This window comes from Roseococcus thiosulfatophilus, assembly GCF_017311575.1.
In the GTDB taxonomy this organism is placed as follows: Bacteria; Pseudomonadota; Alphaproteobacteria; order Acetobacterales; family Acetobacteraceae; genus Roseococcus; species Roseococcus thiosulfatophilus.
Map to the genome: position 1 here is coordinate 163,481 of NZ_JAFFQY010000022.1, position 14,227 is coordinate 177,707.

Below are 14,227 nucleotides of genomic sequence, written 5' to 3' on the forward strand. Positions count from 1 at the left end.
ATCCCCCAGGAGGGCTCATGGTCCAGCCTTTGCTGGGAGGAGGATTCACCGCTCCGGCGTGTCCGCCGTCGCAGATCGTGCTCCTGCCCGTCAGGCGCGGGACACCGCCTCCGCGATGGCCTTGCCCACATCCACCGTGCCGGCCTGGCCGCCCAGGTCGCGCGTGCGGGGGCCGCCCTCGGCCAGCAGCTTCTCGATCGAATCGGTGATGGCGCGGGCGGCCTGGGCCTCGCCCAGATGCTCCAGCATCATCGCGCCGGACCAGATCTGGCCGATGGGATTGGCTATCCACTTGCCGGCGATGTCGGGCGCGCTGCCATGCACCGGCTCGAACATCGAGGGGAAGGCCTTTTCCGGGTTGATGTTGGCCGAAGCCGCCACGCCGATGGAGCCCGCCACCGCCGGCCCGAGGTCGGAGAGAATGTCCCCGAACAGGTTGGACCCCACCACCACGTCGAACCAGTCCGGGTGCTGCACGAAATGGGCGCAGAGGATGTCAATGTGGAACTGGTCCGTCGTCACCTCGGGGTAGTTCTTCGCCATCTCCGCGAAGCGCTCATCCCAATAGGGCATGGTGAAGGTGATGCCGTTGGACTTGGTGGCGCTGGTCACCTTCCGGCGCGGCCGGGTCATGGCCAGTTCGAAGGCGTATTTGATGATGCGGTCCGTGCCGGTGCGGGTCAGGATGCTCTGCTGGCTGACGAATTCGCGGTCGGTGCCGGGGAACATGCGGCCACCGACGCTGGAGTATTCGCCCTCGGTGTTCTCCCGCACCACGTAGAAATCGATCTCGTGCGGTTCGCGGTTGGCGAGCGGCGTCTTCACGCCAGGCAGCAGCTTGCAGGGGCGCAACGACACATACTGGTCGAAGCCGCGGCGAATCGGGATCAGCAGGCCCCAGAGCGAGGTGTGGTCCGGCACGCCGGGCCAGCCCACGGCGCCCAGAAAGACGCTGTCGCTGTCCTTCAGCTGGTCCAGCCCATCATCGGGCATCATCTTGCCGGTCTTGAGGTAGGTTTCGCAGGACCAGTCATATTCCGTCAGCTTCAGCTCGAAGCCGAAGCGGCGGGCGGCGGCGTCCAGGACGCGCAGCCCCTCGGGCGTGGTTTCCTTGCCGATGCCATCGCCCGGAATGACGGCGATGCGGTGCGTGCGGGCCATGGGATGTCCTTCCTCCGATGGCAAAATCCCTACGCCGCGCGCCGCGCCCCCACAAGCCGCCACACCCCCAGGAGCGCGACGACGCCAAGGCCAATCATGCCCGCCAGCACGGCCGGGCGCGGGCCGAAGGTGAGGTCCAGGTTGGCCGCCGCCACCCGCGCGGCCGGCAGGTTGGTGGCCAGCGCGTACCAGAGATATTCCACGGCCGCCGCGCCCAGCATCGCCGCCAGCGAAAGCCCTGCCAGGGCGCCGAGATGCCCCTGCCAGCGCGCCGGCACCGCCCGCCAACCCAGCAGCCAGAGGAAGAGCGCGCTCAGCAGCACCGCCTGCGACACATCGGACTTTGCCTGGATGAAGGCATGCAGCAGCGCCAGCACGGCGATGGGAAACACGAGGCGATGCAGGCGCTTCCAGCCCCGCCCCAGCCGGCGCATCCAGCCATCCGTGCTGGTCCAACCCAGCACCACCAGGCCACACAGGGCCGCGAAGCCGATCAGCAGATAGGTGCGCTTCGCGATCTCGCTGACCACACGGGCCAGGACGAAATCCTGCTCCACCACATAGAGGCCGAGATGCAGCACGGCCCAGGCCAGCGCCCCCAGCCCCAGCATCCGCCGCACCTGGAACAGGCGCGGCCAGGCGAGGACGCGCCCCAGCGGCGTCACCACCAGTGTCAGCAGCAGGAAGCGGATGGCCCAGCGGCCGGTCTCGTGCATGGCCTCCTCGATGGGCTCCGGGCCCAGCGTGCCGGTGGCCCAGGGCCAGAGCAGAGGCAGCAGGGGCAGGCAGAGAAGCACCAGCACCACGGCGCGCAGGCCCGAGAACCGGCCCTGGCGGTCCTGCCAGGGCAAGGCGAGCGTCACACCCATCCGCGCGCCCGGATTTCGGCGGCGACGCGGGCGGTTTCGTCCAGGGGGGCGCGCGGCGGGGGCGGGGGGCCGCCCAGCGGCGCGGCCAAGCCCGCCGCGAACAGGCTGTCCGCCACCGCGCGGTGGCGCGGGCCGAGCCCGCCCGGGTCGGCAATGAACAACGGGGCAGGGGTCATCAGCGCCTCGGAGAGCATCGAGATGCTGTCGCCGGTCACCACCAGCACATCCGACAGGGAGAGAATTCCATGCAGCGGGTTCGCTCCACCCCCCCCGAAAGGATACAGGTGGTGCGTGCGGCCCTTCAGGGCCCCGGCCAGGGCGGCCGCCGCCGCTGGGCCGCTGCGCCGGGAGGTGGTGGCCAGTACCGAATTGCCAAGCCCGGCCGCCTGGGCGGCGATGCGGGCGGCCACGCCAGGGTCCATGCCCTCGGCCCGCACCGGCCCACCCAGCAGCAGGCCCACGCGCGGGCGCGGCAGGGCGGCCAGTTCCGGGAAGGCGGTGGCGGCCGCGGCCAGCTTCGCGGGCGTGATGCGGTGGGTGGCGCCCTGGATTTCCAGCAGGTTGGGCGCGGGGCGCGGCCGGTCATGCGCGCCGATCACCAGCAGGTCGAAATCCGCCGCCCCCAGGCCTGGGCGCATGGCATGGACGGTGCGCGCCCCCCGCGCCCGCAGCCAGCGCGACACCGGCGCGGCCCGCCGCCCGGCGGAAATGACCAGCCTGGGCCAGGGCGGGGCAAAGGCGCTCCGGTCGGCCAGGCCCAGCAGCGTGGGCAGGGGAAGGGGCAGCCGCGCCCAGGGGCTCCAGCGCAGGGGCACCACCCGGAAGGGCAGCCCCAACCGCTCCGCGATGCCCAGCGCCTGGGCCGCCGTGCCCGCGCGCGGGTCCTCCAGCACCCAGATCGGCGCTTCGGTCATTGTCGCGCCCGCGCCCCGGCGTTACTGGAACGCAGCACGATGAGGGTTCCCATGACGACGCACCACGCCTCGGAGTTCGATCGCGACGCGGCCCTGACCACCGCGCGCATCCTGCTGGAAATCAAGGCGGTGAATTTCCGCCCCGAGGAACCCTATACCCTGACCTCGGGCTGGAAGAGCCCCGTCTATATCGACTGCCGCAAGATCATCTCCTACCCCCGCGCCCGCACCCGCATCTGCGACCTGGGCGTGGAGAAGATCAACCGCGCGGTGGGCTTCGAGACCATCGAGAGCATCGCGGGCGGCGAGACGGCCGGGATTCCGTTTGCGGCCTGGATCAGCGACCGCATGAACCTGCCCATGGCCTATGTCCGCAAGAAGGCCAAGGGCTTCGGCCGCAACGCGCTGATCGAGGGCGACGTGCCCGTGGGCCGCGAGACCCTGCTGGTCGAGGACCTCACCACCGACGGCGCCAGCAAGATCCGCTTCGCCGAGGCGCTGCGCGAGGCCGGCGCCAAATGCGCCCACACCTTCGTGGTGTTCTACTACGGCGTCTTCCCCGGCAGCTTCGAGCAGATGAAGGCGATGGACCTCTCGCTGCACCACCTGGCCACCTGGTGGGATGTGCTGGAGGTGTGCCGCGAGCGTTCCTATTTCCCCGAGGCCTCGCTCTCCGGCGTGCGGAAGTTCCTGGAGGACCCCGTGGCCTGGTCGCGCGCGCATGGCGGCGTGGGCAGCCTGGAAGAGGCTTTGGCGTTCAAGGGGAAGGGCGGCTAGCCTGGGCGCGGCCGCGCCAACCCGGCGCGGCCTCCGCAAGGAGAAGTGGATGGCCGTCCGTTTCCTGATCTGCCTGCTTCTCCTGGCCCTTCCCGCCCAGGCCCAGCCCGCACGCGACAGCCTGACCATCGGCATCACGCAATACCCCTCCACGCTCCACCCCAACATCGAGAACATGGTGGCGAAGTCCTATGTGCTGGGTTTCGCGCGCCGCCCCGTCACGGCCTATGACCCGGACTGGCGCCTGATCTGCCTGCTCTGCGAGACCATCCCCACGCTGGAAAACGGGCTGGCGCAGCGCGAAACCACCCCGGATGGCCGCCCAGGCTTGCGCGTGACCTGGGTGCTGCGCGAGGGGCTGCGCTGGGGCGATGGCACGCCCATCACCACGGCGGACCTGCGCTTCACCTATGATGCGGGGCGCGACGGGACCACCGGCATCGGCCCTGCCGAATTCTACCGCAGCGCCTATGAGTTCATCGCCGAGGATGAGCGCCGCTTCACCCTGCGCTTCGACCGCGTCACCTTCGAATTCGGCAGCCTGGGCGACTTCGCGCCCCTGCCCGCGCATCTCGAACGCGCGCGCTGGGAGCAGGAGCCGCGCACCTACCGCACCCGCACCCTCTACGACACGGAGCCGACCAACCCGGGCCTCTGGAACGGCCCCTTCCGCGTGGCGCAGGTGCAGGCGGGGGCGGCGATCACGCTGGAGCGCAACCCGCACTGGTCCGGCCCCGAACCGCATTTCCGGCGCATCACCATCCGCACCGTCGAGAATACGCCGGCCCTGGAGGCGCAGCTTCTGGCCGGCCAGGTGGACATGATCGCGGGGGAGCTGGGCCTGCCGGTGGAACAGGCCACGGCCCTGGCGCGCCGCACCGGCACCCGTTTCCGCACCGAATTCCGCCCCGGCCTGATCTACGAACACATGGATTTGCGGATGGACCAGCCGCCGCTGGACGACCGCCGCGTGCGCCAGGCCCTGCTGCACGCGCTGGACCGCGAGCAGATCGTGGCGCGCCTCTTCGAAGGCCGGCAGACCGTGGCCCACACCAGCGTGAACCCGCTGGACTGGCCGCATGACGAAAACGTGCGCCGCTACCCCCACGACCCCGCCCGCGCCGCCGCCCTGCTGGAGGAGGCGGGCTGGACCATGGGCCCCGGCGGCATCCGCCGCAACGCGGCCGGGGAGCGGCTCTCCATCGAATTGATGACCACGGCCGGAAATCGCTCGCGCGAGGCCACGCAGCAGGTGATCCAGGCGCAATGGCGCGCCGTGGGCGTCGAGGCGCGCATCCGCAACGAACCCCCGCGCGTGCTGTTCGGCGAGACCCTCTCGCGCCGCCGCTTCACCGGCGCGGTGCTCTTCGCCTGGGTTTCCGCGCCCGAGGGCGTGCCGCGGACCTCGCTGCACAGCACCGAAATCCCGACGGCGGAGCGCAACTGGTCGGGCCAGAACTACCCAGGCTTCCGCAACGCCGAGATGGACGCGCTGCTGGAAGCCCTGCCGATCGAACTCGACCGCGAACGCCGCCGCGCCCTGTGGCACCGGCTGCAGGCCATCTATGCCGAGGAACTGCCGGCCCTGCCGCTCTGGTTCCGGCAGGACGCGCATGTCTGGCCGCCATGGCTGACGGGTGTGCGGCCCACCGGGCACCTGAACCCCTCCACCCTCTGGGCAGAGCAATGGGGGGTGCGATGATCCTGGACCATGTCTCGATCACGGTGAACGACCTCGGCACCGCGGCGCCCTTCTACGACGCGGTGATGGCGGCGCTGGAGGTGCCCTGCGTGTGGCGCGAGGCGGATGGCATCGGCTACGGAATCCGCAGCACGGAAGCGGCGGAGGCGGGTTCCTACCTCACCATCCTGCAACGGCCAGGTGTGGTGGCGGACCGTCGCCACTGGGCCTTCCGCGCGCGCAGCCGTGCCATGGTGCGGGCCTTCCACGCGGCGGGGCTGGCGGCGGGCGGGCGCGATGACGGCGCGCCCGGACTTCGCCCGCACTACCACGCCGCCTATTACGGCGCCTTCCTGCTGGACCCGGACGGCAACCGGGTGGAAGCCGTCTGCCACCGGCCCGGGGCATGACGCGCCTCATCCTCTCACGCCTCGCGCAGATCGCGGTGATGACCGTCATCCTCTCGCTCTGCGCCTTCCTGCTGATCGGGCTGATGCCGGGCGACCCGATCGAGATGGCCATCGCCGGCGACCCGCGCCTGACCAGCGAGGACGCGGCCCGCCTGCGCGCCCTGCACGGCTTGGACCAGCCCTTGATGGCGCGTTACCTGGCCTGGGCCGGCGCGGTGCTGGAGGGGAATTTTGGCCATTCGCGCCTCTTCGCGCAGCCGGTGGCGCAGCTGCTGTGGCCGGCGTTGCTCTCTTCGCTGGAGCTGCTCGCGCTGGCCATCGGCATCGCCATCCTGGTCGGCGTCGGGCTGGGCGCGCTGGCGGCGGCGCGGCCGCGGCTGGCGCCCTTCGTGCAGGGGGTGGCGCTGGTGGCGCAGGCCACGCCCTCCTTCTGGCTGGGTATCCTGCTGATCATTCTCTTCGCCGTGCAGCTGGGCTGGCTGCCGGCCGGCGGCGCCGATTCCGGCTGGCGCTTCCTCGTGCTGCCGGTGGCCACCCTCGCCTTCGCCAACCTCGCCGCCTATGCGCGGCATTCGACGACCGCGCTGCGCGCCGCGCTGGAGGACCCCCATATCCGCACCGCGCGCGCCAAGGGGGCTTCCGAGGCCCGCGTGCTGGCCCGCCACGCCCTGCCCAATGCCGCCGTGCCGCTGCTGACCATCGCGGCGCTCGATGCCGGGGCCATGGTGTCAGGCGCCCTGATCACCGAGACGGTCTTCGCCCGGCCGGGCATGGGCAAGCTGATCTATGACGCGGTGATGGGCAGCGACTTCAACCTGGCCTTGCTGGCACTGCTGCTGGTGGCGGTGGTGACCATGCTGGCGACACTGGCGGCCGACCTGGCGCAGCGCTGGCTGGACCCGCGGATCGCATGATGGGCGACCGATTCACGCCTCCGGGCCGCGCCCCGCGGCGCTCAGGCGCATGATCAAGGCAGGCCTCGCCCTGCTGGGCTTGCTGGCCCTGGCCGCGCTCGCAGCGCCGCTGGGCGGATGGTGGCTCGGCCATGACGCCTTCGCGCCGGACCTGTTCAACCGCTTCGCGTCGCCCTCCGCCGAACATCCGCTGGGCACCGATGACCTCGGGCGTGACGTACTGCTGCGGCTGCTGCACGGGGCGCGCGTCTCGCTGGCTGTGGGGCTGGCGGCGGCGCTGGCCGCCACGATCATCGGCACCGTGGTGGGCCTGCTGGCCGCCTGGCGCGGCGGTTGGCTGGACGCGGTGCTGATGCGGCTGGCCGATGGCATCCTCGCCCTGCCCGCCCTGCCGCTGCTGGTCATCCTCGCGGCGCTCGACCCCGCCATCATCGGCCTGCCGCGCGGCGAGGCCACGGCCGACATGGTCCGCATCGCCGGACTGCTGGCGGCCTTTGGCTGGGTGGGGGTGGCGCGGCTGGTGCGCGCCTCCGCGCTGTCACTGCTGGCACGCGACTTCGTGCGGGCGGCGCGCGCGCTGGGGGTCTCGGAACGCCGCGTGCTGATGCGCCATGTCCTGCCCAGCCTCGCCGCCCCCATCGCGATCGCCACCTCGCTGGCCGTGGGCGGCGCGGTGCTGGCGGAAAGCGTGCTGAGCTTCCTGGGGCTGGGCATCGCGCCGCCCGCCCCCTCCTGGGGCAACATGCTGGCGAACGCGCAGGAACTCGTGTTCCAGGCGCCGCTGGCCGCGCTCTGGCCCGGCCTCGCCATCATGCTGACGGTGCTGGCCTGCAACCTGCTGGCGGATGGGATCAGCCGTTCACGGCGATAGCGTCTGATCGCCTTCGGTGACTTCACCGAAGGCGTGAATCAGCCGATCAAAGGGACAGCGTCTGATCGCCTTCGGTGGCTTCACCGAAGGCGTGAATCAGCCGCTCAAAGGGACAGCTTGCCCACCCGCCGCTCGAAGCTGGCGCGCACCGCCGCGGCATGGTCGCGCATGACCTCGCGCAGCGAAGCGAGGTCCGGCACCGTGTGGTGGACCAGCGTGGCCGCCGCCTCGCGCAGGGAATCCTCGACCGTGGCGGGCAGCATCGGGTCCTTCCATTGCCCCACCGTCAGGCGCATCACGCCCAGCAGGGTGCGCCAGAGGCGTTCGGCCTGGATCAAGGTCGCCGCCTCGCGCTCATCCAAGTATCCAGCGCGGCCCAGCGCGGCCAGCACCTCACGCGTCGTGCCCCGCAGCAGGCGGGGGCGTTCGGGGGCATGGGCCACGGTCAGGGCCTGGGCGATGAACTCCACCTCCACCAGCCCACCCGGCATGGACTTGATGTCCCAAGGCCCATCGCCCGGGATGTCGCGCAGCATGCGGGCGCGCATATGCGCCGCATCGGCCAGGGCGGCGGCGGGGTCGCGCGGCATGGTCAGCGCCGCGTCGCGGGCCGCCTGCACGGCCTTGCACAGCTCGGCCGGGCCGGCCACGGCGCGGGCGCGGGTCAGGGCCATGCGCTCCCAGGTCCAGGCCTCCTCGGCGTGGTAGCGCTGGAAGGCCGAGAGCCGCACCGCCACGGGCCCCTTGTTGCCGGAGGGGCGCAGCCGCATGTCCACCTCGAAGGCCCGGCCCTCCTTCCCCGGCGAGGTCAGCGCCGCCACCACCTGGTGCGCCAGCCGGATGAAGTATTCGGACGGGGCCAGCGCCTTGGCGCCACCCTCGCTGGCCTCCGCCTCCGGCGCGTGGTCGTAGATCAGGATCAGGTCGAGGTCGCTGGCCGGCAGCATCTCGCGCCCCCCCAGCTTGCCCACGGCCAGCACCGCCATGCCGCCGCCGGCCACGCGCCCGAAGCGGCGGGCGAAGTCGCGCTCGACGGCCGGCAGCAAGGCGGAGATGGCGGCATCCGCCACTTCGCTGCGCGCCAGGGCGGAGGCATCGGCGTCCATCCGCCCCTCCAGGCTGGCGGCGTCCACCTCGAACATGCGTTCCGTGACGAGGCGGCGGGTGGCCTCCAGCACCTCCTCCAGGTCCCGCGCCTCGCGCACCAGGGCGGGCAGGGCGGCGAGCGGCTTCTCGCCGGGGGCGGCATGGCTGCCGGCGAGAAGCCCGTCCAGCGCCGAGGGCCGCCGCGCCAGGTGGTCCGCCAACTGCGGGGCGGCGCCCAGCAGCCCGGCCAGCCGCCCCATCAGCGGCGGATTGCGGTGCAGCAGCGAGAGGAACTGCACCCCCGCCGAAAGCCGCCCCAGCAGCTCCCCGAAGCGGATCAGCGCCGCATCGGGCTCGCGCTGGCGGGCGAAGGCGGCCAGCAGGGCGGGCATGATCTCGGTCAGCAATTCGCGGGCGCGCTCGGTGCGAGTGGCGCGGGGCCTACCGTGGTGCCAGGAACGGATCATGGCGGCGATGGAGGACACCTCGCGGTAGCCCATGGCGCGCAGGTTCTCCAGCGTGGCCGGGTCATCCTCCACCCCGGTGAAGACGAGGCTGCCCCCCTCGGTGGTGAGCGGCGGCGCGGCCTCGAACATGCGGCTGTAGTGCTGCTCGACCCGGCGCTGGTGCGCGGTCAGGGCGGCGCCGAATTCCGCGCCCCCCGCGAAGCCCATGAACCGGCCGATGCGGTCCAGCTCCTCCGGCGCCTCGGGCAGACGGTGGGTCTGGCGGTCCTCCACCATCTGCAGCCGGTGCTCGGTGTTGCGGAGGAAGACATAGGCATCCGCGAGGTCGGCCGCCGCGCGGCGGTCCATCTTGCCGGCGGCGGCAAGGGCCGCCAGCGCGCCCAGCGTGGTCTGGTCGCGCAGCGCCGGGTCGCGCCCGCCCCAGATCAGTTGCAGCACCTGCACGCTGAACTCGATCTCGCGGATGCCGCCCCGGCCCAGCTTCACGTCATGGCCCGCCACCGCGATCTCGCCGCCCGCGCCCCGGTCGCCCTTGTGGACATGGATCTGCCGCTTGATGGAATGGATGTCGGCCACGGCCGCGAAATCCAGGTGGCGCCGCCAGATGAAGGGGCGCAATTCGCGCAGGAAGGCCTCGGCCGGCGCGCGGTCGCCCGCCACGCAGCGCGCCTTGATCATGGCGGCGCGTTCCCAGTTCTGGCCCAGGCTCTCATAGTAGCTCAGCGCGACGGGCACCGAGACGCAGAGCGGCGTGGCATCCGGGCGCAATCTCAGGTCGGTACGGAAAACGTAACCCTCGCCCGTGCGTTCTTCCATCAGGCGAACGAGGTCCCGGGCGATGCGGATGTACGGCGCGGGCCCATGTTCCTCGTGGTAGGAAGGCGAATCCGGGTCGTGCAGCAGCAGGAGATCGACATCCGAGGAGTAGTTCAGCTCGCGCGCGCCGAGCTTGCCCATGCCCAGCACGATCAGGCCCGAGCCCTTCGTGACCTGCCGCTTGTCGCCCTTGGTGCGCGGCAGCCGGATCTGGCCGCGCCGCGCGCCGTCCAGCAGCAGGTGCGCGATGGCGAATTCGATCGTCTCGTCCGCCAGGTCCGACAGCGCGCCGGTCACTCGGTCCAGCGGCCACATTCCCATCAGGTCGGCCACGCCCGCCACCAGGGCGCCCTGGCGCTTGGCCCGGCGCAGCAGGCTCGCCACCGCCTCGCGCGGGGAGGCGACATCGGCCGTGGAGAGGGGTTCCAGCACCGCCTGCATGGCGGCGTCCGCCCCCCGGTCCAGCAGGCGGTGCAAAGTGGGCGCCTCGCGGAAGGCCAGGTCCGAGAGGAAGGGGCTGTGCGCGCCCAGCACGTCCAGCACGGGGCCTGCCTCGGCGCGGCCCGCCAGCGCCTGGTGCGCGGCATCCCCCTCGGCCAGACGTGCGCGCAGCCGCGCGATTCCTTCGGGGTCGTGCAGGGGACGTGTCATGGGTGGGCAGGGGAACGCGCAGGGTGAAGCCCGGTCAAGCCCTTCGTTGGAGCCTCTCCTTCCTGCTCTTCCTGCCGCTGCTGGCGGGGCTGGCGCTGGGCGTGCTGGCCTGGCGGCTCTCCTCCGGCCCGCTGGAATCGGCCTTCCTCGCCCGCCAGATCGAGCGCGCGGCCAATGCCGAGGGGGGTGAGCTGCGCCTGTCCATCGGCCGCGCCGCCATCGCCTGGGAAGGCTTCCATGGCGGCTCCGCCCCCGTGGAGGTGCGCGTCTCCGGCGGCCGGCTGACCGATGCCGAGGGCGTGGTGGCCGGCGCCCTGCCCGATGCCGCGGTCACCTTCGCCCTGGCCCCCCTGCTGCGCGGCACCCTCGCCCCCGCCACGGTGGACCTCTTCGCCCCCGTCCTCAGCCTCCGTCGGGAGGCGGATGGCACGCTCGGCCTCGACCTGACGCCCCAGCAAGGGGCGGAGCCGGCGCCCGCGGACACCACGCCCTCCGCCCTGCCCCAGCTCCTGGCCGACCTGATGCGCCCGCCGGAGGAACGCGCCGCCCACACCCTGCTGCGCCGCGTCCGCGTTCTGGGGGGGCGCGTCAGCCTCCGCGACGTGACACTCGGCGCCACCTTCCACCTGCGCGAGATCCACCTCTCCCTGCTGCGCGGCGGCGAGGGGGGGCTGGAGGCCGATGGCGAGGCCATGCTGGAGACGGTCGGCGCGGATGGCGTCACGAAGCGCCTGCCCGTCCATGTTTCCGCCCAGGCCGAGGGTGAGCCCACCCAGGTGCATCTGCGCCTCGACCTGCCGGTGCTGCGCCCGCCCGAACTGGCCGCCGCCCTGCCCTTCCTCGCGCCCCTGACCATGCTGGACGCACCGGTGGCGGTGCAGGCGAGCCTTTCCATGGATGGCGAATGGCAGGTGCAGGGGCTGGGCCTCGCGCTGCAAGCCGCCGAGGGTGGGTTGCTGCGCCCCGCACCAGGGCTCGCGCTTCCTTTCGAGGAGCTGGAAGCGGAGGCCTTCGCGAGGCCCGACTCCATCATCCTCGAGCGTGCCATTCTCCGCCTGCCCGGCACCGCCGGCCAGCCGATCGAGGCCAGCGCGGAACTCCAGCGCCGCCCGCCCGGCTGGGCCGGGAGGGCGCGGCTGAACCTGGGCGAGCTGGACATCACCGCGATCCCGCGCCTCTGGCCGGCCGAACTCGCGCCCGAGGCGCGGGAGGCCGCGCGGCTGGCGTTGAACGGCGGCGTGCTGCGGGAGGCGGGGCTGCTGCTGGACGTGACCACCGCGCCCGACCTGACGCGATGGGCCGTGGTGGGCGGCCGCGCGGACATCGTGTTGGCGGAGGCCGAGGTCACGCCACCCGGCCTTGGGCCACTACGGGTGGCGGAGGCGGCGGTCAGCGCCTCGCTCGGCCCCGGCGCGGTTACGCTGGAGGCGCTGCACCTCGACCTCGTGGCGCCCGAGGAAGGTGGCGCGGCGACGCGCCTGGCTGCCACCGGCGCCGCACGCCTCGCCGAGGGGCGCTGGGCCAGCGAGGTCTCGCTCACCCTGAACGACGCCCGCTTCGCGGAATTGCCGCGGCTCTGGCCCGCGGGCGTGGTCCGCGGCGCGCGGGACTGGATCACGACCAACATCACCGCCGGCACCCTCACCGAAGGGCGCTGGCGCATCGGCGTCTCGACGAATGAATCCCTGGGCGAGGTGCGGCTTGAGGCGCTGGAGGGCGAGGCGGGCGTGGAGGGCGCCACTGTCCACTACCTGCGCCCCATGCCCCCCGTCGCCGGCGTGGCCGGCCGCGCCCGCTTCGCGCGGGATGGCGTGGTGGTGGAGACACGCGGTGGCGCGCTGGCCGCCGATGCGGGCGGCGTCCAGGCCAGCGAGGCCACGCTGCGCTTCGCCTTTGCGCCCGCCGGCCAGCCGGACACGGCCGAGATGTCCTTCAACCTCTCGGGCCCTCTCACAGGGCTGGTCACGGTGCTGCGCCACCCGCGCCTTGCCCTGTTCGACCGCCGGCCCTTCCCATTGGACGTGCGGGCAGGACAGTTCAATGGGCGGCTGCAGCTGGAGTTCCCGCTGCTGGCCGACCTTCGCACCGAGCAGATTCAGCTCCGCGCCGAGGCGCGTCTGACCCAGGGGCGCGTCGCCTCGCTGCTGCTGGGGCGGGACCTGGAGGGCGCGACGGCGGAACTCACCACCGACATGCAGGGGCTGCGCGGCAACGGCAACGGCACCCTGGCCGGCGTGGCGGTGCGTTTCGGGGTGGAGCTGGACTACCGCGCCGGGCCGGCCACGCAGGTGGTCTCACGCGAGACGCTGACGGCGCGGCCGACCGCGGCGCAGCTGGCGGCGCTGGGCCTCGATGCCGGGGCGCTGCTGCGCGGCCCGGTGGCCATCGAGGCGCGGGGCGAGCGGCGGCGCAACGGCCAGGCGAGCTACGCGCTGACGGGAAACCTGCGCGACGCGGTGCTGGCCTTCCCGCCGCTGGGCTGGGAGAAGCCCGAGGGCAGCCCAGGCCAGGCCGAGGCCACCCTGCGCCTCAACAATGACCAGCTCACCAGCATCGAGGGGATCCGGATCGAGGCGCTGGAACTCGCGCTGCGCGCCCGCGCCGTGGCCCGCGCCAACCGCATCGAGCGGGTGGAGCTGCAGGAGACGGTGTTCGGCGCCTCACGCCTGGTGGGCGATGCGCGGGCCGGCGCGCGGCCCGGCGAACCCTGGAGCATCGCGCTGCGCGGCCCCCTGCTCGACCTGCGGCCGGTGCTGGGGCCCGGCACCCCGGCCAGCGAGCGCCCGGCCCCGGCCGAGGGGCAGCAACCGCCGCTGAACCTGGACCTGCGCTTCGACCAGGTGCTGGTCGGCCCCCAGCGCGAGGTCTTCGCCGTGCAGGCGACCGGCCGGATGGATGCGGCCGGCGTGCTGCGCCAGGCGACGCTGCGCGGCCGTACCGCGCGCGGCGGCGGCGCCTTCGAGGCGGCGCTGACGCCCGGGCGCGGCAATGTCCGCCAGGTGCGGGCGGTGGCGGAGGATGGCGGCGCGGTGCTGCGGGCGCTGGGCATCACCACCTCCATCCAGGGCGGGCGGCTGGCGCTGACCGGGCAGTACACCGAGACACGGCCCGGCGCGCCGCTCTCCGGCACGGCCGAGCTGGACAATTTCGTGGTGCGCGACGCCCCGGCGCTGGGCAAGCTGCTGCAGGCCATGACGCTGTTCGGCGTGCTGGAGGCCATGCAAGGGGGCAATGGCCTCGTCTTCACGCGCGCCGTGGTGCCCTTCGTGCTGGAGCCGGACGTGCTGCGGGTGAACGAGGCGCGGGCCTTCTCGGCCTCGCTCGGCCTCACGGCGCAGGGGCGGCTGCTGCGGGAACGCGCGGTGCTGGACATGGAGGGCACCATCGTCCCCGCCTATGTCTTCAACACGCTGCTGGGCAACCTGCCGTTGGTGGGGCGGCTGTTCAGCCCGGAACGGGGCGGCGGGGTCTTCGCCGCCACTTTCCGCGCGCAGGGCCCGCCGGAGGACCCCACCATCACGGTAAACCCGCTGGCCGCGCTGACGCCGGGCTTCCTGCGCGGCCTTTTCGACCTGGGCGGCGAGCCGGAGGCGCCAACGCGACGTTAAGG

The 14,227-nt window shown here is 72.7% G+C and carries 10 protein-coding genes; 6 read left to right on the forward strand and 4 right to left on the reverse strand.

The window, feature by feature from the left end:
* Window positions 1–90: 90 nt before the first annotated feature.
* From JTN19_RS10005 to JTN19_RS10015, 3 genes are read right to left on the reverse strand one after another with little or no spacing between them, the layout of a single operon-like run.
* A complete protein-coding gene (locus tag JTN19_RS10005; protein ID WP_206931949.1) occupies window positions 91–1,161 on the reverse strand; it encodes a tartrate dehydrogenase in 1,071 nt (356 codons plus the stop codon).
* Between the two features lie 29 nt (window positions 1,162–1,190).
* Window positions 1,191–2,030: a protein-methionine-sulfoxide reductase heme-binding subunit MsrQ gene (locus tag JTN19_RS10010; protein ID WP_206931951.1), complete on the reverse strand. Its 840-nt coding sequence runs from the start codon at window positions 2,028–2,030 to the stop codon at window positions 1,191–1,193.
* Window positions 2,021–2,944, reverse strand: a complete 924-nt coding sequence (locus JTN19_RS10015; protein WP_242531025.1) for a mitochondrial fission ELM1 family protein — start codon at window positions 2,942–2,944, stop codon at window positions 2,021–2,023. Before JTN19_RS10015 ends, JTN19_RS10010 begins: the two co-directional genes overlap by 10 nt.
* A gap of 51 nt (window positions 2,945–2,995) precedes the next feature.
* Here JTN19_RS10015 and JTN19_RS10020 point away from each other — a divergent pair, with 51 nt between their 5' ends.
* From JTN19_RS10020 to JTN19_RS10040, 5 genes are read left to right on the forward strand one after another with little or no spacing between them, the layout of a single operon-like run.
* Window positions 2,996–3,721, forward strand: a complete 726-nt coding sequence (locus JTN19_RS10020; RefSeq protein ID WP_206931952.1) for an orotate phosphoribosyltransferase — start codon at window positions 2,996–2,998, stop codon at window positions 3,719–3,721.
* A 49-nt stretch (window positions 3,722–3,770) separates the two neighbouring features.
* Window positions 3,771–5,423 carry a peptide ABC transporter substrate-binding protein gene (locus tag JTN19_RS10025; protein WP_206931953.1) on the forward strand — a complete coding sequence of 551 codons (1,653 nt, stop codon included), beginning with the start codon at window positions 3,771–3,773 and terminating at the stop codon, window positions 5,421–5,423.
* The gene (locus JTN19_RS10030) at window positions 5,420–5,812 is read left to right on the forward strand and encodes a VOC family protein (RefSeq protein ID WP_242531026.1); all 393 of its coding nucleotides are present in this window, start codon (window positions 5,420–5,422) and stop codon (window positions 5,810–5,812) included. The genes JTN19_RS10025 and JTN19_RS10030 overlap by 4 nt, the downstream gene beginning before the upstream one ends.
* The gene (locus tag JTN19_RS10035; protein WP_206931955.1) at window positions 5,809–6,726 is read left to right on the forward strand and encodes an ABC transporter permease; all 918 of its coding nucleotides are present in this window, start codon (window positions 5,809–5,811) and stop codon (window positions 6,724–6,726) included. The genes JTN19_RS10030 and JTN19_RS10035 overlap by 4 nt, the downstream gene beginning before the upstream one ends.
* Before the next feature lie 49 nt (window positions 6,727–6,775).
* Window positions 6,776–7,597, forward strand: coding sequence for an ABC transporter permease (locus JTN19_RS10040; protein ID WP_206931957.1), 822 nt, complete (start codon window positions 6,776–6,778; stop codon window positions 7,595–7,597).
* A 104-nt stretch (window positions 7,598–7,701) separates the two neighbouring features.
* On the opposite strand, the gene JTN19_RS10045 is transcribed toward JTN19_RS10040, so the two are convergent.
* Window positions 7,702–10,617, reverse strand: coding sequence for a bifunctional [glutamine synthetase] adenylyltransferase/[glutamine synthetase]-adenylyl-L-tyrosine phosphorylase (locus tag JTN19_RS10045; RefSeq protein ID WP_206931959.1), 2,916 nt, complete (start codon window positions 10,615–10,617; stop codon window positions 7,702–7,704).
* A 23-nt stretch (window positions 10,618–10,640) separates the two neighbouring features.
* On the opposite strand from JTN19_RS10045, the gene JTN19_RS10050 reads away from it, so the two are divergent.
* Window positions 10,641–14,225 carry a YhdP family protein gene (locus JTN19_RS10050; protein ID WP_206931960.1) on the forward strand — a complete coding sequence of 1,195 codons (3,585 nt, stop codon included), beginning with the start codon at window positions 10,641–10,643 and terminating at the stop codon, window positions 14,223–14,225.
* Window positions 14,226–14,227 lie beyond the last annotated feature (2 nt).

What these genes read in the sequence shown, in the direction of transcription:
- JTN19_RS10005 (WP_206931949.1), bottom strand. Translation starts at nt 1,161, where the DNA reads ATGGCCCGCACGCACCGCATCGCCGTCATTCCGGGCGATGGCATCGGC.
- JTN19_RS10010 (WP_206931951.1), bottom strand. Translation starts at nt 2,030, where the DNA reads ATGGGTGTGACGCTCGCCTTGCCCTGGCAGGACCGCCAGGGCCGGTTC.
- JTN19_RS10015 (WP_242531025.1), bottom strand. Translation starts at nt 2,944, where the DNA reads ATGACCGAAGCGCCGATCTGGGTGCTGGAGGACCCGCGCGCGGGCACG.
- JTN19_RS10020 (WP_206931952.1), top strand. Translation starts at nt 2,996, where the DNA reads ATGACGACGCACCACGCCTCGGAGTTCGATCGCGACGCGGCCCTGACC.
- JTN19_RS10025 (WP_206931953.1), top strand. Translation starts at nt 3,771, where the DNA reads ATGGCCGTCCGTTTCCTGATCTGCCTGCTTCTCCTGGCCCTTCCCGCC.
- JTN19_RS10030 (WP_242531026.1), top strand. Translation starts at nt 5,420, where the DNA reads ATGATCCTGGACCATGTCTCGATCACGGTGAACGACCTCGGCACCGCG.
- JTN19_RS10035 (WP_206931955.1), top strand. Translation starts at nt 5,809, where the DNA reads ATGACGCGCCTCATCCTCTCACGCCTCGCGCAGATCGCGGTGATGACC.
- JTN19_RS10040 (WP_206931957.1), top strand. Translation starts at nt 6,776, where the DNA reads ATGATCAAGGCAGGCCTCGCCCTGCTGGGCTTGCTGGCCCTGGCCGCG.
- JTN19_RS10045 (WP_206931959.1), bottom strand. Translation starts at nt 10,617, where the DNA reads ATGACACGTCCCCTGCACGACCCCGAAGGAATCGCGCGGCTGCGCGCA.